This window comes from Limnohabitans sp. (genome assembly GCF_046052765.1).
GTDB lineage: Bacteria > Pseudomonadota > Gammaproteobacteria > Burkholderiales > Burkholderiaceae_C > Limnohabitans.
Map to the genome: position 1 here is coordinate 51,719 of NZ_JAVLFQ010000048.1, position 25,113 is coordinate 76,831.

General features: G+C 48.8%; 27 protein-coding genes. 14 read left to right on the forward strand and 13 right to left on the reverse strand.

Going from position 1 to position 25,113, the window contains the following annotated elements:
- Positions 1 to 25 precede the first annotated feature (25 nt).
- Positions 26 to 2,632 (forward strand): alpha-ketoglutarate dehydrogenase, encoded by a 2,607-nt coding sequence (gene mdeB / locus AC9UG7_RS05910; protein WP_509585513.1) that lies wholly within the window; start codon positions 26 to 28, stop codon positions 2,630 to 2,632.
- A gap of 18 nt (positions 2,633 to 2,650) precedes the next feature.
- Here mdeB and serC read toward each other — a convergent pair whose 3' ends face one another.
- Positions 2,651 to 3,733 (reverse strand): 3-phosphoserine/phosphohydroxythreonine transaminase, encoded by a 1,083-nt coding sequence (gene serC / locus AC9UG7_RS05915; RefSeq protein ID WP_509585516.1) that lies wholly within the window; start codon positions 3,731 to 3,733, stop codon positions 2,651 to 2,653.
- 101 nt (positions 3,734 to 3,834) lie between these two features.
- On the opposite strand from serC, the gene AC9UG7_RS05920 reads away from it, so the two are divergent.
- Positions 3,835 to 4,251: a hypothetical protein gene (locus tag AC9UG7_RS05920; protein WP_509585519.1), complete on the forward strand. Its 417-nt coding sequence runs from the start codon at positions 3,835 to 3,837 to the stop codon at positions 4,249 to 4,251.
- Positions 4,252 to 4,259: 8 nt separating this feature from the next.
- Here the strand turns inward: AC9UG7_RS05920 and AC9UG7_RS05925 are convergent, their stop codons facing one another.
- Complete coding sequence (locus AC9UG7_RS05925) at positions 4,260 to 5,276, reverse strand: MerR family transcriptional regulator (protein WP_509585522.1); 1,017 nt, start codon at positions 5,274 to 5,276, stop codon at positions 4,260 to 4,262.
- A gap of 141 nt (positions 5,277 to 5,417) precedes the next feature.
- Here AC9UG7_RS05925 and AC9UG7_RS05930 point away from each other — a divergent pair, with 141 nt between their 5' ends.
- Genes AC9UG7_RS05930 through AC9UG7_RS05940 form a run of 3 tightly spaced genes read left to right on the forward strand, consistent with a single transcriptional unit; the run spans position 5,418 to position 7,759 of the window.
- Positions 5,418 to 5,936 carry an RrF2 family transcriptional regulator gene (locus AC9UG7_RS05930; protein WP_509585525.1) on the forward strand — a complete coding sequence of 173 codons (519 nt, stop codon included), beginning with the start codon at positions 5,418 to 5,420 and terminating at the stop codon, positions 5,934 to 5,936.
- A gap of 54 nt (positions 5,937 to 5,990) precedes the next feature.
- The gene (locus tag AC9UG7_RS05935; protein ID WP_509585528.1) at positions 5,991 to 6,806 is read left to right on the forward strand and encodes an ion transporter; all 816 of its coding nucleotides are present in this window, start codon (positions 5,991 to 5,993) and stop codon (positions 6,804 to 6,806) included.
- Between the two features lie 26 nt (positions 6,807 to 6,832).
- On the forward strand, positions 6,833 to 7,759 hold the full coding sequence (locus AC9UG7_RS05940; protein ID WP_509585530.1) for an oxygenase MpaB family protein: 927 nt from the start codon (positions 6,833 to 6,835) through the stop codon (positions 7,757 to 7,759).
- A gap of 23 nt (positions 7,760 to 7,782) precedes the next feature.
- Here AC9UG7_RS05940 and AC9UG7_RS05945 read toward each other — a convergent pair whose 3' ends face one another.
- Genes AC9UG7_RS05945 through AC9UG7_RS05960 form a run of 4 tightly spaced genes read right to left on the reverse strand, consistent with a single transcriptional unit; the run spans position 7,783 to position 11,296 of the window.
- Positions 7,783 to 8,562, reverse strand: coding sequence for a zinc ribbon domain-containing protein (locus AC9UG7_RS05945; protein ID WP_509585533.1), 780 nt, complete (start codon positions 8,560 to 8,562; stop codon positions 7,783 to 7,785).
- 9 nt (positions 8,563 to 8,571) lie between these two features.
- Entirely contained in the window at positions 8,572 to 9,078 is a 507-nt protein-coding gene (locus AC9UG7_RS05950) for a J domain-containing protein (RefSeq protein WP_509585536.1), read from the reverse strand.
- Between the two features lie 3 nt (positions 9,079 to 9,081).
- Entirely contained in the window at positions 9,082 to 9,885 is an 804-nt protein-coding gene (locus AC9UG7_RS05955; RefSeq protein WP_509585539.1) for a hypothetical protein, read from the reverse strand.
- Between the two features lie 10 nt (positions 9,886 to 9,895).
- On the reverse strand, positions 9,896 to 11,296 hold the full coding sequence (locus tag AC9UG7_RS05960; RefSeq protein WP_509585542.1) for a threonine/serine exporter family protein: 1,401 nt from the start codon (positions 11,294 to 11,296) through the stop codon (positions 9,896 to 9,898).
- Between the two features lie 357 nt (positions 11,297 to 11,653).
- On the opposite strand from AC9UG7_RS05960, the gene AC9UG7_RS05965 reads away from it, so the two are divergent.
- The 4 genes from AC9UG7_RS05965 to AC9UG7_RS05980 are packed head-to-tail and all read left to right on the forward strand — an operon-like array spanning position 11,654 to position 15,565.
- The gene (locus tag AC9UG7_RS05965) at positions 11,654 to 13,075 is read left to right on the forward strand and encodes a circularly permuted type 2 ATP-grasp protein (protein WP_509585544.1); all 1,422 of its coding nucleotides are present in this window, start codon (positions 11,654 to 11,656) and stop codon (positions 13,073 to 13,075) included.
- A complete protein-coding gene (locus AC9UG7_RS05970) occupies positions 13,075 to 14,025 on the forward strand; it encodes an alpha-E domain-containing protein (protein WP_509585547.1) in 951 nt (316 codons plus the stop codon). Before AC9UG7_RS05965 ends, AC9UG7_RS05970 begins: the two co-directional genes overlap by 1 nt.
- Positions 14,022 to 14,825, forward strand: a complete 804-nt coding sequence (locus AC9UG7_RS05975) for a transglutaminase family protein (RefSeq protein ID WP_509585550.1) — start codon at positions 14,022 to 14,024, stop codon at positions 14,823 to 14,825. Before AC9UG7_RS05970 ends, AC9UG7_RS05975 begins: the two co-directional genes overlap by 4 nt.
- Before the next feature lie 8 nt (positions 14,826 to 14,833).
- Positions 14,834 to 15,565, forward strand: a complete 732-nt coding sequence (locus AC9UG7_RS05980) for a proteasome-type protease (RefSeq protein ID WP_509585552.1) — start codon at positions 14,834 to 14,836, stop codon at positions 15,563 to 15,565.
- A 123-nt stretch (positions 15,566 to 15,688) separates the two neighbouring features.
- Here AC9UG7_RS05980 and AC9UG7_RS05985 read toward each other — a convergent pair whose 3' ends face one another.
- Positions 15,689 to 16,207, reverse strand: coding sequence for a flavin reductase family protein (locus tag AC9UG7_RS05985; RefSeq protein WP_509585554.1), 519 nt, complete (start codon positions 16,205 to 16,207; stop codon positions 15,689 to 15,691).
- A gap of 182 nt (positions 16,208 to 16,389) precedes the next feature.
- On the opposite strand from AC9UG7_RS05985, the gene AC9UG7_RS05990 reads away from it, so the two are divergent.
- Entirely contained in the window at positions 16,390 to 17,262 is an 873-nt protein-coding gene (locus AC9UG7_RS05990; RefSeq protein WP_509585557.1) for an HpcH/HpaI aldolase/citrate lyase family protein, read from the forward strand.
- 1 nt (position 17,263) lies between these two features.
- Positions 17,264 to 17,719, forward strand: a complete 456-nt coding sequence (locus AC9UG7_RS05995; RefSeq protein ID WP_509585560.1) for a MaoC family dehydratase — start codon at positions 17,264 to 17,266, stop codon at positions 17,717 to 17,719.
- A 19-nt stretch (positions 17,720 to 17,738) separates the two neighbouring features.
- Here the strand turns inward: AC9UG7_RS05995 and AC9UG7_RS06000 are convergent, their stop codons facing one another.
- Positions 17,739 to 18,149 carry a hypothetical protein gene (locus AC9UG7_RS06000; RefSeq protein WP_509585563.1) on the reverse strand — a complete coding sequence of 137 codons (411 nt, stop codon included), beginning with the start codon at positions 18,147 to 18,149 and terminating at the stop codon, positions 17,739 to 17,741.
- Between AC9UG7_RS06000 and AC9UG7_RS06005 the strand changes: the two genes are divergently transcribed.
- The 3 genes from AC9UG7_RS06005 to AC9UG7_RS06015 are packed head-to-tail and all read left to right on the forward strand — an operon-like array spanning position 18,133 to position 20,567.
- Entirely contained in the window at positions 18,133 to 18,333 is a 201-nt protein-coding gene (locus AC9UG7_RS06005) for a hypothetical protein (protein WP_509585565.1), read from the forward strand. The two genes, AC9UG7_RS06000 and AC9UG7_RS06005, sit on opposite strands and share 17 nt — an antisense overlap.
- 30 nt (positions 18,334 to 18,363) lie before the next feature.
- Entirely contained in the window at positions 18,364 to 19,305 is a 942-nt protein-coding gene (gene puuE / locus AC9UG7_RS06010) for an allantoinase PuuE (RefSeq protein ID WP_509585567.1), read from the forward strand.
- 17 nt (positions 19,306 to 19,322) lie between these two features.
- A complete protein-coding gene (locus tag AC9UG7_RS06015; protein ID WP_509585570.1) occupies positions 19,323 to 20,567 on the forward strand; it encodes a M20 family metallopeptidase in 1,245 nt (414 codons plus the stop codon).
- A 16-nt stretch (positions 20,568 to 20,583) separates the two neighbouring features.
- Here the strand turns inward: AC9UG7_RS06015 and AC9UG7_RS06020 are convergent, their stop codons facing one another.
- Genes AC9UG7_RS06020 through AC9UG7_RS06040 form a run of 5 tightly spaced genes read right to left on the reverse strand, consistent with a single transcriptional unit; the run spans position 20,584 to position 25,112 of the window.
- On the reverse strand, positions 20,584 to 21,309 hold the full coding sequence (locus tag AC9UG7_RS06020; protein WP_509585573.1) for an aspartate/glutamate racemase family protein: 726 nt from the start codon (positions 21,307 to 21,309) through the stop codon (positions 20,584 to 20,586).
- Positions 21,310 to 21,314: 5 nt separating this feature from the next.
- On the reverse strand, positions 21,315 to 22,028 hold the full coding sequence (locus AC9UG7_RS06025; RefSeq protein WP_509585576.1) for a GntR family transcriptional regulator: 714 nt from the start codon (positions 22,026 to 22,028) through the stop codon (positions 21,315 to 21,317).
- On the reverse strand, positions 22,025 to 22,909 hold the full coding sequence (locus tag AC9UG7_RS06030) for an ABC transporter permease (RefSeq protein ID WP_509585579.1): 885 nt from the start codon (positions 22,907 to 22,909) through the stop codon (positions 22,025 to 22,027). Before AC9UG7_RS06030 ends, AC9UG7_RS06025 begins: the two co-directional genes overlap by 4 nt.
- A 2-nt stretch (positions 22,910 to 22,911) precedes the next feature.
- On the reverse strand, positions 22,912 to 23,823 hold the full coding sequence (locus AC9UG7_RS06035) for an ABC transporter permease (protein ID WP_509585581.1): 912 nt from the start codon (positions 23,821 to 23,823) through the stop codon (positions 22,912 to 22,914).
- Between the two features lie 14 nt (positions 23,824 to 23,837).
- Positions 23,838 to 25,112 (reverse strand): ABC transporter substrate-binding protein, encoded by a 1,275-nt coding sequence (locus AC9UG7_RS06040; protein WP_509585583.1) that lies wholly within the window; start codon positions 25,110 to 25,112, stop codon positions 23,838 to 23,840.
- Between the last annotated feature and the right edge of the window lies 1 nt (position 25,113).

The window sequence follows — 25,113 nt, forward strand, 5'->3', positions numbered from 1 at the left end:
TGAAAACACGTGAATAGATGGATATATGCTTCAAAAAACCACTGACATCGACCCGATAGAAACCGCAGAATGGCGCGAAGCCTTCCAGGGCGTTGTCACTGCTTATGGCGCTGAACGCGCGCGATATCTGTTGGACCAGATGGTTGCGTTGGCTCACCAAAGTCAGATCGGATGGTCGCCTGAACTTGTCACCCCATATGTCAACACGATTGCAGTGCAAGCGCAGCAACCTTACCCTGGCGATTTGGCTATAGAAGAAAAATTGGCCTCGCTGATGCGCTGGAACGCGCTGGCCATGGTGGCTAAAGCAAACGGCGCTTACGGCGAGCTAGGTGGTCACATCGCGAGTTATGCCAGTGCGGCTGATTTATTCGAGGTCGGCTACAACCATTTTTTTCACGCGCGCGACCAACAACATCTCGGCGATTTGGTTTTTTTCCAGCCGCACAGTGCACCTGGCGTTTACGCACGCGCATTTCTTGAAGGCCGTTTAAGCGAAGCTGATTTATCGCATTACCGCCAAGAACTCAGAGCCCCGCGCGAAGGCGCACGTGGATTATCCAGTTACCCGCATCCTTGGTTGATGCCAGACTTTTGGCAGTTTCCGACCGGATCCATGGGCATTGGTCCGATCAGCTCCATTTACCATTCGCGTTTCATGCGTTATTTGACACACAGGGGTTTGCTCAATTGCCAAAACCGTAAAGTCTGGGGTGTCTTCGGCGACGGGGAAATGGATGAGCCAGAAAGCATGAGCGCCCTCACACTCGCGTCGCGCGAACGCTTGGACAATTTGGTCTGGGTGGTCAACTGCAATTTGCAAAGACTGGATGGCCCGGTACGCGGTAATGGTCGCATCATTGACGAGCTGGAAAAATTGTTTCGTGGTGCGGGTTGGAACGTCATCAAACTCATTTGGGGCAGCGACTGGGATGGATTGTTTGCACGCGACACACACGGGGCGCTGGTCAAAGCTTTTGCCAGCACCGTGGATGGGCAAATGCAAACCTTTGCGGCCAAAGACGGGCGCTTTAACCGAGAGACATTCTTCGGACAAAACCCTGAGCTCGCGCAACTCGCGCAAGGCCTGACCGACGAGCAAATTGACCGGCTCAAACGTGGCGGCCACGATCTGGTGAAAATCCACGCTGCTTATGCAGCAGCTGCTACACATACTGGTCAACCCACTGTGATATTGGCACACACCAAAAAAGGCTATGGCATGGGACAGGCTGGTCAAGGAAAGATGACCACCCACAGCCAGAAAAAACTTGACGAGTCTGCCCTGCTGGCCTTTCGCAATCGTTTCAATCTGCCTTTGTCGGATGAGCAGGCCACGAACCTGGAGTTTTTTAAACCAGCAGCGGATGCGCCCGAGATGCAATACCTGCACGCCAGACGATCTGCACTGGGTGGCTTCCTGCCCAAGCGTGAAACCGTTTGTGAAGTGGTGCGGGTACCACCATTGTCCAGCTACGCAAGTTTTGCCGTGCATGCTGACAACAAAGAAATGTCCACCACCATGGCGTTTGTGCGTATTCTTGGGCAGTTGATGAAAGACCCGCAACTCGGGCCGCGCGTTGTCCCTATCGTCGCCGATGAAGCACGCACCTTTGGCATGGCCAATCTGTTCAAACAAGTCGGCATATATTCCAGCGTTGGCCAGCAATATGAACCGGAAGACATAGGATCCGTGCTCAGTTACCGCGAGGCCATGGACGGCCAGATCTTGGAAGAAGGCATCAGCGAAGCTGGTGCGATAGCCAGCTGGACAGCCGCTGCCACCAGCTACAGCGTGCACGGCTTGGCCATGTTGCCTTTTTATATTTATTACTCAATGTTCGGTTTTCAACGTGTGGGCGACGCCATTTGGGCCGCAGCTGATCAGCGGGCGCGTGGGTTTTTATTAGGCGCCACTTCTGGCAGAACCACGCTGGGCGGTGAAGGACTGCAGCACCAAGATGGCAGCAGCCACTTGGTCGCGGCCACCATACCCAATTGCAAAGCCTACGACCCTGCGTTTGCAGGAGAAATGGCCGTCATTATTGACCGCGGTATGCGTGAAATGTTGGTCGAGCAACAAGACGTGTTTTATTACGTTACCCTGATGAATGAAAACTACGCGCAACCCGATTTGCCTGAAGGCGTGAATGAAGATTTACTCAAAGGTTGTTACCGCCTGTCAGCAGCGCCTAATCATCTAGCGGCAGGAGCACAACGTGTGACGCTGATGGGTTCAGGCGCGATATTGGGTGAAGTTATCAAAGCCGCAGCCTTGTTGGCCGAACAAGGTGTCGCCGCAGAAGTATTCAGCGTGACCAGCTGGAGCGAATTATCACGCGATGGTCTTGCGTGTGAACTCAAAGCTATTGATGGTCTGGGCACGACGGCGCCATTTGTACAACGACAACTTGAAAGCAGCAAAGGTCCCATCATTGCCGCGACTGACTATGTGCGCGCGCTGCCTGAGAGCATTCGTGCTTACATACCCGCAGGACGCAAATACCTGACTTTAGGCACGGATGGATTCGGGCGAAGCGATACACGACAGGAATTGCGCAGCTTCTTTAGGGTTGACGCAGTCCATATTGTCAAAGTGGCACTGCACGCTATAGGCATAACGTCATCATGAATACATACTGAGACGGCTTCAAGCGTGTTCTTTTTCAAACCTGTACATGTAGTCTCGCAAACGGTGCACGCCTTGTAGCGGCATGGCGTTGTACATCGAGGCGCGCATGCCTCCTGCCGAGCGATGCCCGCGCAACTGAACCATGCCTTCTTTTTCTGCTCCTTGCAAAAATGTGGCGTTCAGTGATTCATCTTTTAAAAAGAAAGTCACGTTCATTCGTGAACGGTCTTCGCGGACCACACGGTTATAGAACATGGTGCTGTGATCCAAGAACTCATACATCAGATCGGCTTTGGCCTGGTTGTGCACTTGCATGGCGGACACGCCCCCTAGATCTTGAATATGCTTTAACACCAGCCCCATGATGTAAATGGCATAAGTGGGTGGCGTGTTGTACATCGAGTCGTTCTCAGCTTGTATCTGGTAATTGAAAGCTGAGGGTGTGACAGGCAAAGCGTGCCCTAACAAGTCACGCCGCACGAGGACAAGTGTGACCCCAGAAGGACCCATGTTTTTCTGGGCGCCGGCATAAATAAGCCCATACCGACTCACGTCTAATGGCGCTGACATGATGTTGGAGGACATGTCTGCGACGAGCGGCAAACTGCCTGTTTGCGGCGTCCAGTGACACTCCACACCGCCTATGGTTTCATTGCTACACATGTGCACATAAGAGGCTTGGGTCGATAAATTCCACATTGACTGTTTGGGCATAGATATAAAACCGCCCTCTTGACTGCTAGCGGCCACATGGACCTGTCCATATTTCGCCGCCTCTTTCATGGATTTTTCCGACCACACGCCACTGACCACATAGTCGGCTTGACCGGTTTTGCCTATCAGATTCATAGGCACAATCGCGTTTTCTGCAATAGCACCGCCTTGCAACAAAAGTACTGCGTATTGATCTGGAACACTCAACAGGCTGCGTATCAGCGATTGCGTATGCGCGAGAATTTCAGTGAACTCAGGCCCGCGGTGGCTCATCTCCATCACCGACATACCGCTACCTTGCCAATCCAACATGTCAACCGCAGCACGTTGCAACACAGATTCCGGTAGTGTGGCTGGCCCTGAGCTGAAATTGATGACTCTTGTCATGGCAATATACACTTTCAATTAATGATGTAAATATACGACTTTAATGACTTAATTTTTTAAGCTAGGCATAATGGATCTTGAATATTTCAGGTGAGTATCAGATGAAATTCTCTTTTGCTTTGGTGGTGTTGGTCATAACTGGATTTTTAACCGGTTGTGCAAGCCATTCCGCCAAGACCATCGCTGGCTTGGACAACAATGACCCCACTTTCAATTCCAGCGCATGTGAAAGTGCCAGAGCAAATGCTTGGGTACATGACACCACCCAGAAAAACAAACTGTGGGTCGGTCCTTCGTTTATTTGGCTGGCAGGCCCTGTTGCTTTGGTTCCAGTGTTTGTGACCAATGTAGGTTTAAACACGGCAGACAAGTTACAGGCCAACGATATTGCAGCACAGTGCGGAGGCAAACCCCAAAGCCAGGCACAAATGAGTGCGGATATTGCTTTGGATGCCTCGTTGTCATTGGCTGCTGGCGCCATAGTACCTGTCACCATACCGAAGCTGACACCGCCTTAAACAGATCATCAGTGTGTGCCTGCCAAATTCTCCGAAAGATCAATTTTTTCGTGCAATGCAATGCGTTCCAATGCCTGCTCAAACATAGCTCGGGCTGTTCCCGACACCGCAGTCAAATAACTGTGCAGGCGGGCATCTTCAGAACTGTTGCTTAAACAATCTTGGCTGTATGTTTCAAAACTGTTGAGCATACTGATCAGGTCAGCCACATGGTGAGGGCATTCACACAACACGTTCGTCGAAATATCGGCCATTCGCCTGAGCACCTTGTCGCTGTATTTGCGTGGCGGAATGGTACTGCCGCCAGCGGTCACAGGCAAAGTCCAACTGTTGTCTACATAAACGATGGATTGAATAATCTCGCTCAAATCAACGTCAGATACGGGCTCACGTCTGGCAATGACGCCAGATGAATGCAGAAATTGCAATACAGCCACAGTTGCAAAATGGTAAATCAATACGCAACGGCGAACGCCTAAGTGTTGACGAAGCTTGTGTAAATCTTCTTTAAAAGACACCTGAACCGATCCCATTTGTACGAGTAATACATCCGGCGCCTCGGTAGATGGGGAGGCCAATGCATGTTTGATATCTGAAAATACATGGTTAATTTTTAGTGTGGATTGTTGGCCAAAGACTTGTGTGAATTTTTCTGTCTCAATACGACTGGCAAGTGAATAGCCGACGACAGTAACGCTGATGGACGCTGGGATAGTAGGCGCATCCACTTGCATAGATCGGGCGGCTCTGTGTTCGTTCAACATGGCTTGTAGTTGAGACACGGCTAAGTTACCAATGCTGCTGATGGCATGGCCCTGCTGCGTTAAGTTTTTCAATAAAGTCAGTTTAAGTACATCACTTTCACTGTACAAACGCTGACCGCCCTCCGTTTTGGGCGGCTCCACCACGCCATAACGACGCTCCCATACACGCAAGGTTGCCACAGGTACGCCACAAAGATTAGAAACTGCGCCTATTCTGTAGAGTGGTGAAAACGCGCTGTCTGAAAGGGTTACAGGTGACATGATTGTACTTTTGTAGAGGTTTTGTTCACTTATTCTATCGAAAAAATAGCGAAAAACGCAATTATTTTCCAACATACCCTTTCAAAACCTATTATTCGCTTCATAAACCCAGTCAGATACAACTTAGTCAGGGAGAAACACATGTTTTCCAGTTTGACCAGAAACGCAGTCAACACCATTTTGCTGGTGTGTAAATACCAATCAGATGGTCCAGTAACCACCTTGGCCATCAGCAAACGCTTAGGCTTGTCTATTTCCTACTTAGAGTCATTGCTATCGAAGTTGAAAAAAGCAGGATTTTTGATCGCTTACCGCGGACCAGGTGGCGGCTACTGCTCCAATGGCAAACCCCTTGATATCAAATTAATTGATGTGATTCGCGCATTTGATTTCGATAACAATCAAAAAAATGCCGGCCTCCTCAAGCCTCAGGAATTTGACAAAGACATGATCAAGTGGATGATGCAGGACTTTCTTGAGCATCACTTGGTCAGCAAGAACATGGAAGAAGTGATGGAGCAAATCCCCGAGGACGTATGGGGCGCGGAACCACAAAAAACCCAAACGGCTGAGCCTAGAAAATTCAAACCCCTGCAAATTCACAAACTGCCCAGTGGACCTAATTCAGTTTTCAGCCTAGCAAGCAATATGTCTGTCTGAGCTTTTCAGGTGAATTGAGATAGAGTACTGTCTGTTTTTCTGATGGCAGTACACATGACTACTACAAATCTCAATACACCAGTGACAAACTGGCAAATAAACATCGAAACGTTCATGAGCCATGGTTGGGTTCAGCATGGCTTGGTGTTTCTGATTCTTTTGAATGCTGCAATATTAGGCTTGGAGACCAGCCCAGACATCATGTCCCAATGGGGTGATTTACTGCACTGGTTGGATCACGTTATTTTGGGTATTTTCATCGCTGAAATCGTGGTGTTGATTGCGGCACGCAAATTAAGATATTTTTCTGATCCATGGTGCTTGTTTGATTTTATTGTGGTCAGCATTGCATTAATTCCCGCCTCTGGATCGCTTGCTGTATTACGTGCGTTGCGGGTGTTGAGGGTATTGAGGTTGATCAACAAAGTCGACAGTATGCGAAAGGTGGTCAGTGGCTTGTTGAGTTCACTGCCTGGTTTAGGCTCTGTATTTGGTTTAATTATTATTATTTTTTATGTGGCTGCGGTTATTGCCACAAATTTGTTTCAGCATCAATTTCCTGACTGGTTCGGTAACATGGGGTTGAGTGCCTACACACTTTTTCAGGTGATGACGTTGGAAGGTTGGTCTCAAGAAATTGCCAGACCAGTGATGGAAGTTTTCCCGTATGCGTGGATATTCTTCATCTTATTCATTCTGATTGCTACCTTCATCATTTTCAACTTATTCATCGCAGTGATTGTGGACTCCATCACCGCAGATAAAGAACAAAATCAAAAAGACCATGCGCAATTCGACGCGATACAAGAAGAGTTGCGCACAGTTCTTGCCGAACTGCGTGAAGTACAGAAATTAATCGCCAAACGCTGACAATGCGGCGCGATTATTCAGCTCGAATGGCGCCTTTGGCAAACAGCTTTCTTCAAAAGTTGCCCCCACTTTGGATACCTGGGCCTTTGCGAGAACTGATTGGTTGGCGCATCAAACAGCTGACCGGTTCAACCAGCTCCCCAGATGCATTTGCACAACCTGCTGGAGACCCTGGTCTGTTTGGTCCATCCTCCATGGCATGGCGGGTACATGCGCATTTTGTAGGCATGATGGTAGGTGGTCTATCCTCTTTGATGATGCAATCATTACATCCTCGTGCCCTTGCTGCCGTCTGGGATCACTCAAACTTCAGGCATAACCTCAAAGGCCGTTTGGGCAGAACCGCTTATTTTGTTGCGATCACTACTTATGGCGCAAAAAATGAGGCTATACAAGCCATTGAACGTGTTAACCAAATTCATGCTCAGGTGAAGGGTTTCATGCCGGATGCAAGTCCTTATGTGGCAAATGAACCGGCTCTTCTTCGCTGGGTTCATCTGGGCGAGGTGACCAGTTTTTTGAATGGCTACCAATTACTTTCAACGCAGCCCCTGAGTTCAACTGAGGCTGATGCTTACACCAAAGAAATGACTTTGGTTGGTGAATTACTCGGCGCCGAACAATTACCAAGCACAGCGCAAGGCAATGCACTGGCATTGCAAGAGTTCATACCAGAACTGGTGTGCAATGCTCGAACGCGGGAAATCTTGCAAGTGATTGAAAACTACCCTGTAGATATTTGGGACAAACCATTCATGCATCTGGTGATTCAAGCTTCATTTCACATACTGCCGGACTGGGCCTTGCAGATGCTAGGTAAACCGCTGGCTTGTGAAGCCGAAAAATTCTGGGTTAGGCAGGCTTTAAGTATCGCTACCGCCCCGATTCAATCGGTTTTAGATACCGAGGGTGTCGCAGCACATGCTCGCCGTCGCGCCTTTGCGGCGACTTAAACCACCACGTCTGTTGAAAAACTTCAGGCTGATTGCGTCCAAACTTGTTTACATTTGGGGCATGTGATTTCCATGCGCTTGAACATGCTGATGCGGCATTTTTGTAAACACTTGGGACAACTGACGATGGCCTTTTCTCCAGTGACGAGAGGTCTTTCCAGTTGTAGGTCGGTTAGCGCGACTGGTGCCCTTAAGTCATACATCTGGGAAGCTTTAAAGCTGATTTGAAACCCAGGGCGCGGTAAATCAACGCGAGCAAAATCTCCTTTTTGCACGATGATGTTGCGTAATTTATCGCCGATCAGGTTTTCACCGCCGTACCAGTGGTTGGAATTTGGCGCTGCCAACAAATCAAGAATACGCGGGTCCTCTGAAGTTCGGGCGCTTTCATCCACCACAAACCGAATGGCTTCGATTTGCTGTTTGACTTCATGCTCGGAACTGCTTTTATGGGTGTAATAGTAATAACCAAAATACAAGCAGGACTTCAACTCATTGCCAAAAGAATACCATTTCAATACCAGAATTCGCAAGGTATCTATGAACTTGGTCAACCCATCATTCACTCCGATTACCCGGTCATTGACCATGGCGATCAGCAGCAAATTCAACGAACTGGTCAATCCCGTGGTTTGTCGAACGCCTTGCGGTTGATTGAACATATTTTTTTGCTCAATACTTTGATAGGCCACAGAAAGCGCTCTGAAATACTCAGGCATGGCAGCACTGACGTTTGGCAACAATTGATGAAAGAGTTCTTTGTCTTTGTTGCTGGATCGGTATTTCTCAAAAGGATATTCCATATTCACCACCTAACTGGAGTTTAATTTGTCAATAATTAATTGCTTCAATTCAGTGAAGCTGTAGCGAATTTCCTTGCCATCGACCTTGTGCACATAGTGATTGGTCCAACCGTGCTGGACAGTCAAACTGTTACCAAACAGTTCTTCGTACAAATGAATCATTTGAAATTCATCAACTTTATTGCTGGCGATATTTGATAAGACTGTGTCATGTTTGGATACTTTAGGTTTGGACTGCGGCTTGTTTTCGTTCTTATGGTTGTCTGCCTCAGGCTCCACATTGCCGGTTTGCTTATCTGTATATTTTTTCCAGGATGCATCCCAGTCTTTGCGTTTTTTAATATTACCAAGCACAGCGTGTGCATGGTTAAGTTCAGTCATGATTTCAGTAAACAATACCTTTTTGTCCGGATGCTTGTCGGGATGGTATTTTTGTGCCAACGCTTTGTAGGCGGCTTTGATGACTTCGTTTTCGGCTGTATGTAATAAGCCCAATACAGCGTACAGATCTTTCATCTGTCAGCCTGCTAACGCATGGAAGGTAATATCTTTGACGCCAGCTTTGTCAAAATAAGCCTTCCAAAAATCAAGCACCACAGGATTTAATGACCGTGGACTGCTATTGACAAGATGCACTTCTACTTTGATGTTACTGAAATTCACAAACAATTTGGTTGCCGCATAACTTGACTCGTATGTTTCAAACGAAACTTGTTTTCCGTACATATTCAGTGCCTTGCTGTTTTGCAGCATGTCAGAAAGAATATACAGCGTGATGTCACCTTTGATATTGTGTTTTTGTATGGAGTTCAGGTTGACAAGTTGAAGCATTTCCAAAATGGGCGACTCTTTGGCAGAAGCTGCACTCATCATGCCCTCAGTCACTGACAACATAGGTTCGATGAAATGCTTGAGATACTGCTGCTTAAGGGCTTTGACATTGTCAGTCAACTGGCTTTTTTCGTGACCGTCACCAGGGTTGCACAACTCGAACAAGGGCTTGGTGTTTGCCTGAAAATCATCCCCAAGCACATACACCGACAGCAATTGACCAGACGGGGTTGATTCAACCAATTGCTTGATAAAAATATCCAGTGAGGTTTTTTGGGCAAGGTTGAATGGGTCTGTACGATCAATCAGTACCACCCGTTGGCCCTGGGGTCCTTCTAATGGACAGTAGGTGACAGGATCCAAGCCCGGTTTGCGTTGCGAGTTCCACCAGACAGCCGCTGCCACAGTTACCATGACCAGCGCAAAGAACAATAGACTGAACAAAATATTGTTTCTGGCTCTTCTTTTTTGCAATTTAGTTTGGCGCGCCATGAAACAAATCTCAATGGTATTTCAAATGATTCAAACGTGAGATGTACTGTTCGTACAAGGTATAAACTTTTTCACGCTGTTCGTTCACGGAATTCTCATACAACCGTATGTCTTTTTCCAAACTCGCAATCAAGTTATTTTCTTTTTCGTTTTCTATACGTGGCAAATTGATCGGTGAAAGAGAGGGTAAGGTATCAAAGTAACTGGGACGCAATCCATCTTCACGGGCCACTTCATTTTCAATCCGGAATTTTCGGATGACCGCATACAACACCACTTCAGTCTGGTTGATTTTGTCTGTGCATTCACGGTGCACGGCTTCCTTCTCAAGCATGATTTTTCGCAATAAGGCTGATAAGTCGTGCAAAGTTTTAAAGCCTTGGTTGATCAAGTCAAGTTTCTCCTGCTTCAATTCTTCCAATTCCTCTCTGACCTCTTCGAATTCAGCCTCAAATTCATCTCTTGCCTGGTTACAACGCCTGACCATGGCGCCGTAGCCAGGATAGGTGTCATCAATAGATAAGCCATCAAAAAGAGCAGCAATACCAAATCCGAGTGACATAGCCACTAAAAACCAAGATACCAAGTCGCTCAAACCGAAGAAGTGGTTTTGCATCATTTCCCAGGCATCACGTGTTGGCGCAACGGATGCAGCCATCAACTGTTCGCGAATGTGACCGATGGACATAGCGACAAAAAACATGAAGCAAGCTGCAAACACAATAGAAAACGAACCGAATATTTTTCCGGCAACTGGCTTACTGACAACCCAAGGAACCGCAAATTTACCTAGGAAGAAACAACCCAGCACGTTGATGCCTGCGAGCAACGCAGCGTAAATGAAGCCACCAATCAAACCTGAGCTCAGACCTTCAGCAAAAAAATTGGCATTCAATATTCCTTCGACACCGATTAAGAACACCAGCACGGAATAACGCAGCATCAAGCCAGAGGGGCTGGGGAAGTTGGCCTCACGCTCCAAGCCATTGTTCTTCTTGAATATTTCCAACTCTTTGAACCTGACCATGGCGTTGTAGGCGAGCTTTTTCAGCCATGCGCCCTCCTCGTCCATCAACTTGCGTGTTTGTCGCTCAAACTCTGCATTCAAAGCATCGGACTGCAAAGACTTGTAACTCAATTCAATGCCTACGACGCGTGCGTTGATGTCCTCGGACTGACGTATGTAATTTTGTTGAATGACTTCGCGAAGAAGATTTAAATGCTCAACAACTTCTAGTTCTTTTTGAGTGGGTTTTTTTTCATGAAAAGACGGCAACCCCATCTCGGCAAGTCGTTTGGCCTCTTTGACCAAATGAAATTTTTCAATAATCGAATCTATCTCTATAGATAAATTCTCAGGTCGACTTGCCCGTTTGGAAAATAAGCGCTTAAACCAAGCGATGACCCGCATGCAACAACCTCAATTCATACTTGTCATTGTGAAAAGATCAAAAAGGCACACCAAGCTTGACCTAAGTCAAGCCGTGTGATTCTACTGATTACTTAGATTATGGCTAATCTAAAATACTATCCTAAAGTACACAATAATGGTGGTTGACTCTTTTCTCATAAAACTCTTGTAAACGCTCCACCTTTAGCCATGTATCAATCTGCTCCTAGGTGCAGCAGACGCACTCATTCGGTGCAATTCGTACGCTCAAGGTGCATCTGAGAGACAAGAATCAAGTTTTAAGAGAATATTTTCCAAACCTTGACGGGCATGAACCATGCTTTTGCTATATCCATCAGACCGTGAAATGGGAATCAAATGAATAGTCACATATTCAATGAGATGAGCGATGAAGAAGGTTTCGCCCGTCCACACTATGAAGCATTTGATGCTTGGCTCAAAGGCGTGTCTTCTGATACTGTCCAAGTCAAACAAACTGAAGCTGACTTGATTTTCCGTCGCACTGGCATCACATTTTCTTTGAACGGCGATGATGGCGGTACTGAACGTTTGATCCCCTCTGACCTGATACCGCGCATCATCCATGGCAAAGAATGGGGGCACTTGGAAAAAGGTCTGGTGCAACGCGTCAAAGCCATCAATATGTTTTTGCATGATGTCTACCACGAGCAGCGTATCTTGAAATCTGGTCTGATTCCCACTGAGCACATATTGGCGAACGCCCAATATATGCCCCTCATGTACGGCCTGGACTTACCACATCAAATTTATGCGCACATAGCCGGCGTAGATATCGTGCGACATTCGGATGGTGATTTTTATGTTTTAGAAGACAACTTACGGGTGCCATCGGGCGTGTCTTACATGCTGAGCAACCGACTTCTGATGATGCGTTTGTTCCCTGATCTGTTCCGCCGCTACACAGTGCGTCCCGTTGAACATTACCCAGCACTTTTATTACAGACCTTGCGTTCTGCAAGTTGGGTAGACCAACCCACGGTGGTTCTTCATACGCCAGGGAGATTCAACAGCGCTTATTTCGAACATGCTTTTTTAGCCAAACAAATGGGTATCGAGTTGGTCGAAGGGTCAGATTTGTTTGTGCGCCAAGGCCATGTGTATATGCAAACAACCGAAGGGCCACAGCAAGTCGACGTTATCTACCGGCGCGTCGATGATGTGTACATGGATCCGCTGAGTTTCGAGCCGGATTCACTCATTGGTGTGCCTGGTTTGGCATCGGTTTACCGCCAGGGCAATGTAGTCATCGCCAATGCATTGGGTACAGGTGTGGCTGACGATAAATCGATTTATCCCTATGTGCCAGACATGATTCGCTTTTATCTGGACGAAACACCGATATTGAACAATGTACAAACTTGGCAGTGTCGCAAGCCTGACGAGTTGTCCCATGTGCTGGCAAATTTGTCGCAACTGGTGGTCAAAGAAGTTCACGGCGCAGGGGGCTACGGCATGCTGGTGGGTCCCACAGCGAGTAAATCTGAAATCGACCAATTCGCCAAACGTCTCAAAGCACATCCTGAGAACTACATTGCACAACCCACTCTCAGTTTGTCAGCCTGCCCCATATTTGTAGACCAAGGTATCGCACCGCGACATATCGATTTGCGCCCCTTTGTGCTAATGGGTAAAGAGACACGCATAGTCCCTGGGGGTCTGACTCGCGTGGCTTTGCGCGAAGGTTCGCTGGTGGTCAATTCATCGCAAGGCGGTGGCACAAAAGACACTTGGGTGTTGGAAGACGAGGAGGCGATCTGATGCTATCGCGTGTTGCCGCTCAACTCTATTGGCTGTCGCGTTATTTGGAACGCGCTGAAAACATGGCACGCATTCTGGAAGTGGGTCAATCCTTTGCATTACTGTCTAGCTCTGACAGCAGTCGCGCTACGCCTGATACTGTCAGTGAGCCCCTGGTCATTACAGACACGCTGAGCGCATTTGAAGCCACAGGCAGGTCATTACGATCAGACCAAGTAGCGCAGTTTTTGGCATGGGATCCGGATCACCCCTCGTCCATATTCAACTGCATCCAGTCATGTCGCGAAAACGCCCGCTCAGTGCGAGGCGCCATGACGGTTGAGATGTGGGAATGCATTAACGATACTTGGCTTGAGCTGTTGACGCGAAAGAAAAAAATCAAAGGGCCGGACCATGCGGTGGACTCCAGCTTTTTTGAATGGATCAAACAACGATCACATTTGTTTCGTGGCGTTACCTTTGCCACCATACAGCGCGACCAACCTTATCACTTCATACGCCTGGGCACTTACTTGGAACGCGCTGACAACACCGCACGCATCCTGAGTGTAAAAACGCAAGTAGAGCAAGCCGAGAGTAACGACTTGGTAGATGATTACTACCGCTTAGGCGCTGTGCTTCGCTCTGTCAGTGCATTAGAAGCGTATCGCGATACCTACCGCGACGCGATTGATGCAGACCGTGTTTCCGAGTTGCTGATTTTCAATTCTCGTGTACCTCGTTCCTTGCATTTTTGTCTGGACGAAACCGCGTACATATTGAATCAGTTGCCGCAGCAGACCGGTCGCGAGGCGCGTAAGCGCTGCGCCAATTTACTGAGCAATTTGCGCTTTGGCAGTCTGTCAGAGGTATATGACTGTGGTTTGGAAAATTACTTGGAAACTTTTGTGAAAGACAATATTGCGTTGGCCGAAGCTGTGCAAACTGATTACTTGGAGTCCATCGCATGAAACTCCATGTCTTCCATGAGACCAGTTACCGTTACGAACAACCCGTGAGACGCAGCATTCAAATGCTTCGCATGACGCCACCCAAAACCCATCGCCAACGCATCGTGAACTGGCAACTGGATTTACCCGGCAAAGCCACTGCATGGACCGATGCATTTGGCAACTCATGTCACAGTTTGGTTCTGGAAAATGCAACACAAGATATTGTGCTGCGATCACGCGGCACGGTTGAATTGCTTGAGACTGACCAAGGCGAACCTGAGGGCGTGATGCCGCCTATGGTGTTTCTCCGGCACACGGCCTTAACTAAAGTTGATGCAGCTATTCATTCATTTATATCACCCTTCAAAGCCACGGTTAAATCGCGACCTTACATGGGTTTGCACGATGTGATGCTGGCTTTGCTGGAGCGCATGCCCTACGAAACCGGTATCACTCACGTGGGTGACACCGCGGCCCAATCATTTGCCAAGGGCAAAGGCGTATGTCAGGACCATACGCATGTGTTTCTTGCGTGCGCGCGATATTTAGGTATACCTGCACGTTATGTCAGCGGGTATCTACACTCGGCACACAACGAACAAGTCGCCAGCCATGCATGGGCAGAGGCTTGGGTTGGCAACCGATGGATTGGCTATGACGTCAGCAACTCTACCGATGCCGACCAAGGACATATTCGTCTGGCTCAGGGACTAGACTACGAAGACGCCAGCCCGGTAAGGGGTATGCGCATAGGAGGCGGCAACGAAATCATGCACAGCTATGCAAAAGTAGAATCTGGACATTCAGATCAGCAATAAGGCAAATCATGACTTACTGTGTGGGGATGGTTCTCGATGAAGGACTGGTATTCGCTTCAGACTCTCGCACCAATGCAGGTGTGGATCACGTGTCAACCTTTTGCAAAATGACTGTGATTGAGTCTGTAGGTGAAGGCGTCGTCGTCATGCTCAACAGTGGAAACCTTGCCACCACGCAACAAGTCATCAGTCGCTGCAAGCAGCACGCTATGGATGAAGACAAACCTTTGACCGCGCATACTTCTATGTTCAGTGTTGCTGAATTGGTGGGTCGTGAATTGCGAAAAACAATTCATACAACCATGAACGAAGCCCCTGAGCAAAGCGATGTGGATTTCACCGCCACATTTTTAGTTGGCGGCCAAGTCAAAGGCGAAGCACCTCGATTGTTCATGGTCTATCCGCAAGGTAATTTCATCGAGTCCACCGTAGACACACCGTTTTTCCAAATCGGCGAGAGCAAATATGGCAAACCGATATTGGACCGCGTCATACAACCTACGATCAGTATGTCTCAAGCCATCAAATGCGCGTTGGTGTCTTTCGACTCAACGATTAAAAGTAATTTGTCTGTGGGTCTGCCCATTGATGTTGCCATGGTCAAAACCAACGATTTGCGCGTGACAAAGCGACACCGCATCAATGCAGAAGATGTGTATTTCAGAGATTTACGCACAAGCTGGAGTCAAGGCCTGCGTCAGGTGTTCGGACAACTACCCGATCCGCACTGGCTGAAATAATTTCGGTGACTTATTTCCCTTGTCGTCCCATGCAATCACTATGGGTTATTTCATCAATATGAATATCCACCAAGGCGTCAAAGTACTCTGTTTGTATTTTTCAATTGGACAAAAGTATCTTGCCTAATTCATATCCAATACCTTGACTCCCATATAGCCCCCATTGCCATAAGCCAGTGGCGGCCTGTCGTTGATGCGTATGCGATCAACTCTTGCCACGAATAACTCATGATCTCCCCCAGGATAAGTTGCCTCTAAGCTGCATTCAAGGTACGAGGCACAACCATCTATCAAGGGGATACCTCCCAGACCGGGCGTGTGTGGCACATCAGCAAAACTTTTGACTCCCTTAGCAGCAAAACGGTTAGATATCGACACCTGGTCCTGCGCCAATATATTGACTGCAAATCGGGAAGCGTTTTTGAACGTATGAAAACTGCCCGACTCCAAGCGCAAACTCCAAACAATTAACGGTGGGTCCAGTGACAGAGAACTGAATGAGTTAGCGGTGATCCCCTCAGGGCGACCATCTGCACCGAGCGTTGTCATCACGGTTACCCCAGTCACGAACGTACCCAGACAACGGCGCAACTCAGTCCCGTCAATCGCGGGCAAAATTGCTTCAGTGGGGTTGGATTTCATATGGCGCCTTGGTAAAACATAGTTGTTTTGAAGAAATAAACCCTTTATTGTCGTTCATGTGCCAACTAATTGATTTGGTTTTTCTAAACCCCATTTTGTTGGCAGTTTTTTATAAATATATTTCCGTAACCAGACTCAGCCCAGTTTGATAGCATGCTTTATGTAACGAGAAAGACAACCCCATGACGCTCAGATCACTGCTGTTCGTGCCAGGCGACAGCGAAAAAAAAATGGCCAAGGCTGCAAGCACCGGTGCAGATGCACTGCTGCTGGATTTAGAAGATGCGGTGTCGCAAGACCGCTTGCCCTTGGCTCGTGGCTTGGTGCTGGAATATTTATCAAACCATGAACGCAAAGACCAACAAGTCTGGGTACGTATCAATCCTTTGAATACAACGTTGTCACTGCCGGACCTCGTGGCTGTGATGCCAGGAAAGCCTGATGGCATCGTGTTGCCTAAGCCATTGAATGCCAGCGATGTGCAGCAGTTAGACCATTTTTTAAGTGCACTCGAGCAACGCGAAGGTATTGCAGTGGGAAGCACACGGATATTACCGGTGGCCACCGAATTGGCTGGCGCACTGTTTGAACTGCAGAGCTATGCAGGATGCTCTGCGCGACTGGCTGGTTTGACTTGGGGCGCAGAAGACTTGGCGACAGACATAGGTGCCACCACCAACAAAAAAGACAATGGAGAATTTGACGATACTTTTGTGCTGGCACGGTCCTTGTGCCTGTTGGCCTCAGCCCATGCCGGTGTACAAGCGATTGACACTTTGAATGTAGATTTTCGCAACGATGATGGTTTAAAAGCCGATGTGCAACGCGCTCGACGCCAAGGCTTCAGCGGTAAGTTGGCCATACACCCCGATCAAGTTGCCATCATCAACGCGGGCTTTACCGCTACGCCCGAAGAATTGCAACACGCACAGCAGATCGTCGATGCGTTTACGCAGGCAGGTGGCGCAGGTGCTGTTCAACTCGACGGCAAAATGATTGACAAACCGCATTTGACGCAAGCTTTGCGTCTGCTCGCAACCAAGAACAGGAACTGACATGGCTGGTCTTTATTTCGAAGAATTTTTTATCGGTCAAACGTTCAATCACGCCATTCGCCGAACTGTGTCTGAGATGGACAACATCATGTTTTCCGCACTCACGCACAACCCTGCTGCGTTGCACCTGGACGAAGAGTATTGCAAAAACCACACCGAGTACGGACAGCGCATTGTCAATAGCGTGTTCACGCTAGGCTTGATTGTGGGCGTGTCGGTCGGCGACACCACGCTAGGCACCACGGTGGCCAATCTTGGATGGGACGAGGTTCGATTCCCAAAACCGCTGTTTCATGGCGATACGGTACATGTGCAAACTGAAGTGATGGAATTACGCGACAGTAAATCGAGGCCGCAAAATGGCATTGTGATTTTTGAGCACCGTGGCTATAACCAGCACGATGTGTTGGTGGCTTCTTGCAAGCGCTCGGCTTTGATGTTGCGACGAGGCGCTTGAGTTATCAAAGCGCATTAGCTCAATGTGTCGGTGGGCTGATGGGCGGCAAATTGGTCGCTGCCTCTCCCTTCATGCAAGCATCAAATATGGCGCGACGGGCGAACACATTTGTATCGTTGTCCTCCATGAACATGTCGCACAAAAAGGGGTTGGAAGGCAGACCGACAACCCCCGGTGATTTACCTGTGCCTGCCTGCATACCGCCAAAACACCTGTTGTTACCGAAGAAGTGACGGTTGTCGTAGACGGGCGGCGCCTGACTATAGGCCAGTTGGTTGCAGGCGTGTATGTCCTTGAGTGGTGCACATGCACTCAACACAGATAGCAGCAAAGGCAGACTGCGTATGATCAACCTGCTTGCCGACTCTACCCTTGTGGGTTTGGTGTTTTCTAACTCGCTCTGAATATTCATCATGTATATCGTAGCCATTGCTTGGATGTTTGTTGTCACGCTGATGTCGGTGGTGGAAGCCACGGCCAGTAACGGCAGTGTGTTGGGTGCCATCATGACATTTTTTTTGTATGGTGTGCTGCCGTTGGGCTTGGTTATTTATGTCATGGGCACGCCGCTTCGCGCCAAACAGCGGCAGGCACAAGAGCATTCCAAAGAGTGAAGCAACCACTTTGATAGGTTACGATTTGGTATGACTTACGACTCCACCCTCCCCTATCCCCGTGACTTGGTAGGCTACGGTCGCAACCCACCGCATGCAAATTGGCCGGGTCAAGCGCGCGTTGCCTTGCAATTTGTCCTTAATTACGAAGAAGGCGGCGAGAACGCAACATTGCACGGCGACATCGGCTCAGAACAATTTTTATCGGAAATGTTTAACCCGCCCAGTTTCGCCGAACGTCACCTGACGATGGAAGGCATTTACGAATACGGCTCTCGCGTGGGCGTATGGCGAATTCTGCGTGAATTTGAAAAACGCGGCCTGCCGCTTACGGTATTCGGCGTTGGCATGGCGCTACAACGCCACCCAGAATTGACCCAAGCCTTCGTCGAACTTGGTCACGAAATCGCTTGTCACGGCTGGCGCTGGATCAACTACCAGCAAATCGATGAAGCCACCGAACGACTGCACATGCAAACCGGCATCAATATCATCAGAGAATTGACTGGTAAAGCGCCAACTGGTTGGTACACCGGACGAGACAGTCCCAATACACGACGCTTACTGTTAGACCATGGCGGCTTCGAATACGACAGTGACTACTACGGAGACGATTTGCCTTTTTGGATGAAGGTCAAAAAAAGTGATGGCAGCGTAGCGCCTCACTTGGTCGTGCCGTACACACTGGATGTGAACGACATGCGCTTTGCGTTGCCGCAAGGATATTCACAGGCTGAGGATTTTTTTGTCTACCTGCGCGACAGCTTTGATGTGTTGTATGCCGAGGGTGCCGATTCACCCAAGATGATGAGCATAGGCATGCATTGCAGACTGCTAGGTAGGCCTGGGCGCATGCTCGCCTTGCAAAAATTTTTAGACCATATCGAAAAACACGCCGACGTGTGGGTCTGCAAGCGCATAGATATTGCACGGCATTGGCAAGCGACACACCCTTTCATCGAACACAGCTGACAACAAAGACAACACGAATGAATACCTACGAAAAAATAGACGAATGGATTGACGCGCACTTTGACGAACAAGTGAAGTTTTTACAAGAACTCGTCCGTGTGCCTACCGATACACCCCCTGGAAACAACACCCCGCACGCATTGCGTACCGCTGAATTGCTTCACACCATGGGCTTGCCAGCAGAACAGTTTGAAATTCCCACCGCGCTTGTGCATGAACATGGGTTGTCATCCATCACCAATTTGATTGTGCGAAGACGCTATGGCGAAGGTCGGGTGATTGCGCTGAATGCCCATGGTGATGTGGTACCACCTGGCGAGGGTTGGACCCAGGATCCCTACGGCGCTGACATTGTGGATGGCAAGCTGTATGGACGCGCGTCAGCCGTCAGTAAATGCGATTTTTCCACGTTCACATTTGCGCTGCGTGCAATCGAAGCAGTAGCCAAGCCTACCAAGGGCTCGGTGGAATTGCATTTCACGTATGACGAAGAGTTCGGCGGCGAGCTCGGCCCCGGTTGGCTGCTGGCCAACGGACATACCAAACCCGATTTGATGATGGCGGCAGGATTCAGTTATCAAGTGGTGACCGCTCACAATGGCTGCCTTCAAATGGAAGTCACGGTGCACGGTCGCATGGCGCACGCCGCCATTCCTGACAGTGGCGTGGATGCATTGCAAGCTGCCGTGGCATTGCTCAATGCTTTGTACGCGCAAAATAGCCTTTACAAACGGATTCAATCCAAAGTTGAAGGCATTAGCCATCCCTATTTGAATGTGGGTTTGATTGAAGGTGGTACCAACACCAATGTGATTCCGGGTAAGGTCATGTTCAAACTCGACAGACGCATGATTCCAGAGGAAAACCCCGCAGAAGTCGAAGCGAATATCCGTGACGTACTGGCCAACGCGGTCAGCGATTACAACGCAACGCGTGATGCTGATCACGCTATACACATTGATATTCGGCGCATGCTCATGGCCAACGCCATGAAACCCTTGCCTGGGAACCAACCACTGGTCAGCGCTTTGCAAAAACACGGTTCAGAAGTGTTCGGAGAACCCATACCTGCGCTAGGCACACCGCTGTACACCGATGTACGTTTGTACGTAGAGCGCGGTATTCCCGGAGTCATCTACGGCGCAGGTCCGCGCACTGTGCTGGAGTCGCACGCCAAACGAGCAGATGAGCATATCGTGTTGGAAGATCTGCGCAAAGCCACCAAGGTAGTCGCACGCAGTTTGTCTGATTTACTGGCTTGAAACTCCGCCCGAGATATCAACGTTTATTCATGTAGTCTGGCAAAGATTGCCAATCCGTATGAAATTGATTTTTTGCAGTTGGTGCCGCAGGCATTCGATTGCCAAGGAATAAGTCCAGACCAGCGCTGACACTGTCAATCAATGGCAGCCGGCACTGCGATTGCAATTCACGGGCATAGCCAGCCAGCCCAGCCCCGCCCAAAATAATCGACTGTGCACCGCTGTCAGCAGCACGTAAACACGCTTGAGAAAGCACTTGCAAAGCCAGTTCGCGGTTTGCCAATAATGTCGCACCATCTTGCTTAACGATTTCAATGTGAGTTAACAGCTGCTCAAAACCTAAATTACCTGCCAGTCGCTGCAACATGGGCTGCCAACGTTCTCCACCCGTGACGATGGCAAACGGGCCAGATTGTGCCGCTTGAATAAATGAAGCTTCTGCCAAACCACTCACTGGGCAAGCGCTGACCTCACGCAGCGCAAACAAACCAGGGTCACCAAAGCAAGCGATGAGAATGCCATCAGGTTGCTGTGGCGTTTCTTGCATATGGTTTGCCCATGCGTCTATCAATGCATGTCCTGCGACTGCATGACTGGCTTCGCATGCAATATAAGGTGCGCCAAAACGCGCTGTGATGCATTCCACCCGTGTATCGTCAGGAACCAAACCATCGATCCAATGTTGCAGTCGCTGGGTAGTGACCAATCCGGTATTGGGGTTGATGACAAGGAGTTGACGCATGATGATCAATCCTGCAAAAGTTGTTCTATTTCAAACTCATTTTCAGTAACTGGCGAAAAATTCAATTGGCTTTCGATAGTATGCAAATGGGCAACCATCAACTCCTGAGCAATTTTCACATCGCGCAAACGAATCGCATCAAGCAGTTGTCTGTGCTCTTGGCAACCGCAGGCTGCATGTTCTTTGCGCAATACCTTGTCCTTTGAACCCCAGGCCATCAGTATGAGACATGTGCGCGTGACCAACTCATGCATCAAACGGTTAAGCGTATCGTGCTGGGCGTGACTGGCGATATACAAATGAAATTCACCTGTCAAACCAATAGCGCGGTGTCGGTGGCCTTGCTCTTGAGCCTGTCTATCTTGCGAGATATTGTTGGATAAGTAAGCGATATCTTCTGCTTGCGCTCTTTCCATGAAACGTTTCAACAGCACGGGCTCAATCAGGCGTCGGGTTTCAAACACCTCTATGGATTCTTGACGGGAGGGATTAGACACTGAAGCGCCACGATTGTGTGTGAGCGTGACGATTTTCTCATTGGCCAGACGAACCAGAATGGGTTTGATTCGGGTGCGTGACACGCCGAAAAGGCTGCTCAACTTGTCCTCAGTCAAACGGGTGCCAGGCGGCAATCTGTGATCCAACACAGATTCAACAATCCGCTGGTACATGGCTTGGTCACTCCATATGCCCGGTGATTGCAAAACCGTGTCACTCATGTGCGGCGCTTACTCAATAATTTCACAGCTAGCATGGTCAGACCAATGACCAAGAATGACACCATGGTGGTGATACTGCCCAAAGCATAAATAGCGGGATTGGTCACGGTAGTGGTCAGACCCTGCAATTCCAAGGGCAGCGTGTTCACGTCACCAATGGCCTGTGAAGTACGCGCAATTTCATCCCAGCTGAGTGTGAATCCAAACATGCCTACGCCCACCACAGAAGGTGCAATCAGAGGAAAAACCACATGCTTAAAAGTCTGCCAATGCGTAGCGCCCAAATCTTGGGCAGCTTCTTCATAAGCCGGGTTGAAACGATTGAACACGGCAAACATGATGAGCAAACCGAAAGGCAAGGTCCAGGTCAGATGAGCACCTAGGGCCGAACTGTACAAACCCAATGATGTGCCAAAAGTATCAAGCATGCCGGTCATGGCGAAATACTCAAAGCACCACTTCAACGCGCTATCAAGCAGTCGGAACTGTAAACCTATGCCCAGTGACACAATGATAGATGGCATGATTAAACTGGCGACAGTGACATAAAAAAGTGCATTGCCGCCGCGCAGTTTTTTACGAAAAGCCAATCCAGCCAACACAGACATGACCATGGTCAAGGACATGACCACCAAACCCAGTACCAGGGAACGTTTGAGCGCAGCGCCGATATCGACCACCCCCAGACCTTCAGCGAGTTTGTAAAACCAGTGCAGTGACACACCTTGCAAAGGAAAAGTTAAGCCGCCGTCAGGTCCTTGAAAACTGAGAATAAAAATGGTGGCCATGGGGCCGTATAAAAAAATCACGAAAAGCACAAACACGGTAAGCAGACCGACATAACCGGCAGGTCGTTTGGGTTCAAAGTTTTGGTTTGCCATGCTCAGAGTTCCTTGCGGATATCAACCAAACGGGTCAATCCCCAAATGATCATCAACACCACCAACAGCAAGATGACGGCATTGGCAGCAGCCAGCGGAAATTGCAAGAATGAAGTTTGCACCTGAATGATTTTGCCAACAGAGGCGATCTGCTGACCGCCCATGACACCAATGGTGACGAAGTCGCCCATGACAATGGTGATGACGAAAATACTGCCAATGATGATGCCGGTGCGTGACAGCGGAATGATGACATTCCACAAGGTCTGCCAAGCGGTGGCGCCGTTGTCTGTGGCGGCCTCAATCAAAGATCGGTCAATGCGCATCATGGAGTTAAATATGGGCACAATCATGAACATGGTGTACAAATGTACAAATGCCAGAACGACGGAAAATTCGGAAAACAACAGCCACTCCACAGGCTGGTCCACCAAACCCATACCAACCAGCGACTGATTGACCAAGCCGTTTCTACCCAGCAGTGGAATCCAAGAAATCATGCGAATGACGTTAGAGGTCCAAAATGGCACAGTGCACAACACAAACAACATGGTTTGCATGGCAGTGGTACGGACACAAAACGCCAAGAAATAGGCGACAGAGAAACCGAGTATCAAGGTAATGAACCACACAATCAAACTGATGCGAATGGTAGATCCATAAGTTTTTAGCGTGACGCAAGTATCTCCGTATTCATTCAACTGGGTGCAGCCTTCAAATATGCTGATGTAGCTGTGCCAAGTGAATGTGGGAATCATTTCATATTCATTGAATTCCCAGAAGCTGACCATGAGAATCAGCCCCAAGGGAATCAAAAAGAACAGCAAAAACACCATCGAATAAGGCGTAGCCTGCCACCCCGCTGAAATGCGCAGCGGTGCGACTGAGTTCTGGGTGTTTTGCTGTGTCGTCATGGGTCAATCGTTTGTCAAGCAGCGACGAACTCGTTCCATTTCTTGACCATGTATTCGTTCTCGTCCATCACTGCGTTCCAGCAGGCAATGCCACCCATGCGGGTTTCATAGCTACCACCGTCACGGATACTGCCGGCCTTGGCCAACAAATCGCCGTTCGGAGACTTGATGTCTTGCGCGGCTGCTTTGCCTTCCATCCAGTAAGCCCATTCATAGGCTTCCATTTTGGCTTTAGCGGTATCCAGCACAGCGCTGTAATAACCTTGGCGGTTCAGGTAAGCGCCCGCCCAACCGTCGAGGAACCAGTTAATGAACTCGTACACGCCGTCAGCTTTCTTGCCCGTGACAGACTTGGGCACACCAAAACCTGCTGCCCATGCGCGGTATCCCTCTTTCAAAGGTTGGAAGGTACAGGCAATCCCTTTGGTGCGAACCGCGGTCACGGCTGGCGACCACATGGATTGAATGACAACTTCACCAGATGCCATCAGGTTGACGGACTCGTTAAAGTCTTTCCACAGGGCACGGAATTGACCGGCTTTTTTGGCTTCGATCAAGGTTTTGATGGTCAGATCAATTTCCGCCTTGGTCATATTGCCTTTATCGGGGTATTTGTAAATACCCTTGGCTTCAACCACCATGGCCGCATCCATGATGCCAATCGAAGGAATATTCAAAATAGCTGCCTTGCCTTTGAACTCTGGGTTGAGCAATTCGGCCCAAGAGTTGATCGGGCGCTTGATCAGGTCAGGACGAATACCCAATGTGTCTGCGTTGTAAACCGTAGGAATCAGTGTCATGTACTGCGTAGGTGTGGCGGAGAAAGTCTTGCTGTCTGGTTTGTCCAAATACATGACTTTCTTGGGCGCGGTGCCTTGGTCGCCCACTTTTTTACCTGCTACTTCACCTTTGGTGAACAAAGTGGTGATCTTGTCTGCGTTTTTAATCCGTTTGGTATCAATGCCCAGCAAATTGCCCGTTGGCACGATTTTCTTCAACGAGAAGTATTCGGTATCGATGAGGTCGAATGAATTGGGCGCGGTGACAGCGCGTTTGGTGACGTCGTCAGTCGTCACAGCCACATATTGAATTTCGATACCAGTGTCAGCCTTGAATTTTTCAGCGATTTTTTTATCTTGGTTTACCGCAGTGCCCAAGTAGCGCAACACGATTTTTTCCTCGGCATGAATCGCTGGAAAAATACCACTGGCCAAAATGGCTGCCGTACCTTTAAGTACCTTGCGGCGGTCTGTCGCTAGTGATTCAACAGGCGGTTTCTCTTCTTTCATG

Excerpts from the sequence above, each read along its gene's own strand:
- AC9UG7_RS05995 (WP_509585560.1), top strand. The coding sequence starts at position 17,264 with ATGGCTGGTCTTTATTTCGAAGAATTTTTTATCGGTCAAACGTTCAAT.
- AC9UG7_RS05920 (WP_509585519.1), top strand. The coding sequence starts at position 3,835 with ATGAAATTCTCTTTTGCTTTGGTGGTGTTGGTCATAACTGGATTTTTA.
- AC9UG7_RS06020 (WP_509585573.1), bottom strand. The coding sequence starts at position 21,309 with ATGCGTCAACTCCTTGTCATCAACCCCAATACCGGATTGGTCACTACC.
- AC9UG7_RS05965 (WP_509585544.1), top strand. The coding sequence starts at position 11,654 with ATGAATAGTCACATATTCAATGAGATGAGCGATGAAGAAGGTTTCGCC.
- AC9UG7_RS05980 (WP_509585552.1), top strand. The coding sequence starts at position 14,834 with ATGACTTACTGTGTGGGGATGGTTCTCGATGAAGGACTGGTATTCGCT.
- AC9UG7_RS06015 (WP_509585570.1), top strand. The coding sequence starts at position 19,323 with ATGAATACCTACGAAAAAATAGACGAATGGATTGACGCGCACTTTGAC.
- AC9UG7_RS06025 (WP_509585576.1), bottom strand. The coding sequence starts at position 22,028 with ATGAGTGACACGGTTTTGCAATCACCGGGCATATGGAGTGACCAAGCC.
- mdeB (WP_509585513.1), top strand. The coding sequence starts at position 26 with ATGCTTCAAAAAACCACTGACATCGACCCGATAGAAACCGCAGAATGG.
- AC9UG7_RS05925 (WP_509585522.1), bottom strand. The coding sequence starts at position 5,276 with ATGTCACCTGTAACCCTTTCAGACAGCGCGTTTTCACCACTCTACAGA.
- AC9UG7_RS05990 (WP_509585557.1), top strand. The coding sequence starts at position 16,390 with ATGACGCTCAGATCACTGCTGTTCGTGCCAGGCGACAGCGAAAAAAAA.
- serC (WP_509585516.1), bottom strand. The coding sequence starts at position 3,733 with ATGACAAGAGTCATCAATTTCAGCTCAGGGCCAGCCACACTACCGGAA.
- AC9UG7_RS05985 (WP_509585554.1), bottom strand. The coding sequence starts at position 16,207 with ATGAAATCCAACCCCACTGAAGCAATTTTGCCCGCGATTGACGGGACT.
- AC9UG7_RS05935 (WP_509585528.1), top strand. The coding sequence starts at position 5,991 with ATGACTACTACAAATCTCAATACACCAGTGACAAACTGGCAAATAAAC.
- AC9UG7_RS05960 (WP_509585542.1), bottom strand. The coding sequence starts at position 11,296 with ATGCGGGTCATCGCTTGGTTTAAGCGCTTATTTTCCAAACGGGCAAGT.
- AC9UG7_RS05945 (WP_509585533.1), bottom strand. The coding sequence starts at position 8,562 with ATGGAATATCCTTTTGAGAAATACCGATCCAGCAACAAAGACAAAGAA.
- AC9UG7_RS05930 (WP_509585525.1), top strand. The coding sequence starts at position 5,418 with ATGTTTTCCAGTTTGACCAGAAACGCAGTCAACACCATTTTGCTGGTG.
- AC9UG7_RS05940 (WP_509585530.1), top strand. The coding sequence starts at position 6,833 with ATGGCGCCTTTGGCAAACAGCTTTCTTCAAAAGTTGCCCCCACTTTGG.
- AC9UG7_RS05970 (WP_509585547.1), top strand. The coding sequence starts at position 13,075 with ATGCTATCGCGTGTTGCCGCTCAACTCTATTGGCTGTCGCGTTATTTG.
- AC9UG7_RS06005 (WP_509585565.1), top strand. The coding sequence starts at position 18,133 with ATGTATATCGTAGCCATTGCTTGGATGTTTGTTGTCACGCTGATGTCG.
- AC9UG7_RS05975 (WP_509585550.1), top strand. The coding sequence starts at position 14,022 with ATGAAACTCCATGTCTTCCATGAGACCAGTTACCGTTACGAACAACCC.
- AC9UG7_RS06000 (WP_509585563.1), bottom strand. The coding sequence starts at position 18,149 with ATGGCTACGATATACATGATGAATATTCAGAGCGAGTTAGAAAACACC.
- AC9UG7_RS05955 (WP_509585539.1), bottom strand. The coding sequence starts at position 9,885 with ATGGCGCGCCAAACTAAATTGCAAAAAAGAAGAGCCAGAAACAATATT.
- puuE (WP_509585567.1), top strand. The coding sequence starts at position 18,364 with ATGACTTACGACTCCACCCTCCCCTATCCCCGTGACTTGGTAGGCTAC.
- AC9UG7_RS06040 (WP_509585583.1), bottom strand. The coding sequence starts at position 25,112 with ATGAAAGAAGAGAAACCGCCTGTTGAATCACTAGCGACAGACCGCCGC.
- AC9UG7_RS06035 (WP_509585581.1), bottom strand. The coding sequence starts at position 23,823 with ATGACGACACAGCAAAACACCCAGAACTCAGTCGCACCGCTGCGCATT.
- AC9UG7_RS06030 (WP_509585579.1), bottom strand. The coding sequence starts at position 22,909 with ATGGCAAACCAAAACTTTGAACCCAAACGACCTGCCGGTTATGTCGGT.
- AC9UG7_RS05950 (WP_509585536.1), bottom strand. The coding sequence starts at position 9,078 with ATGAAAGATCTGTACGCTGTATTGGGCTTATTACATACAGCCGAAAAC.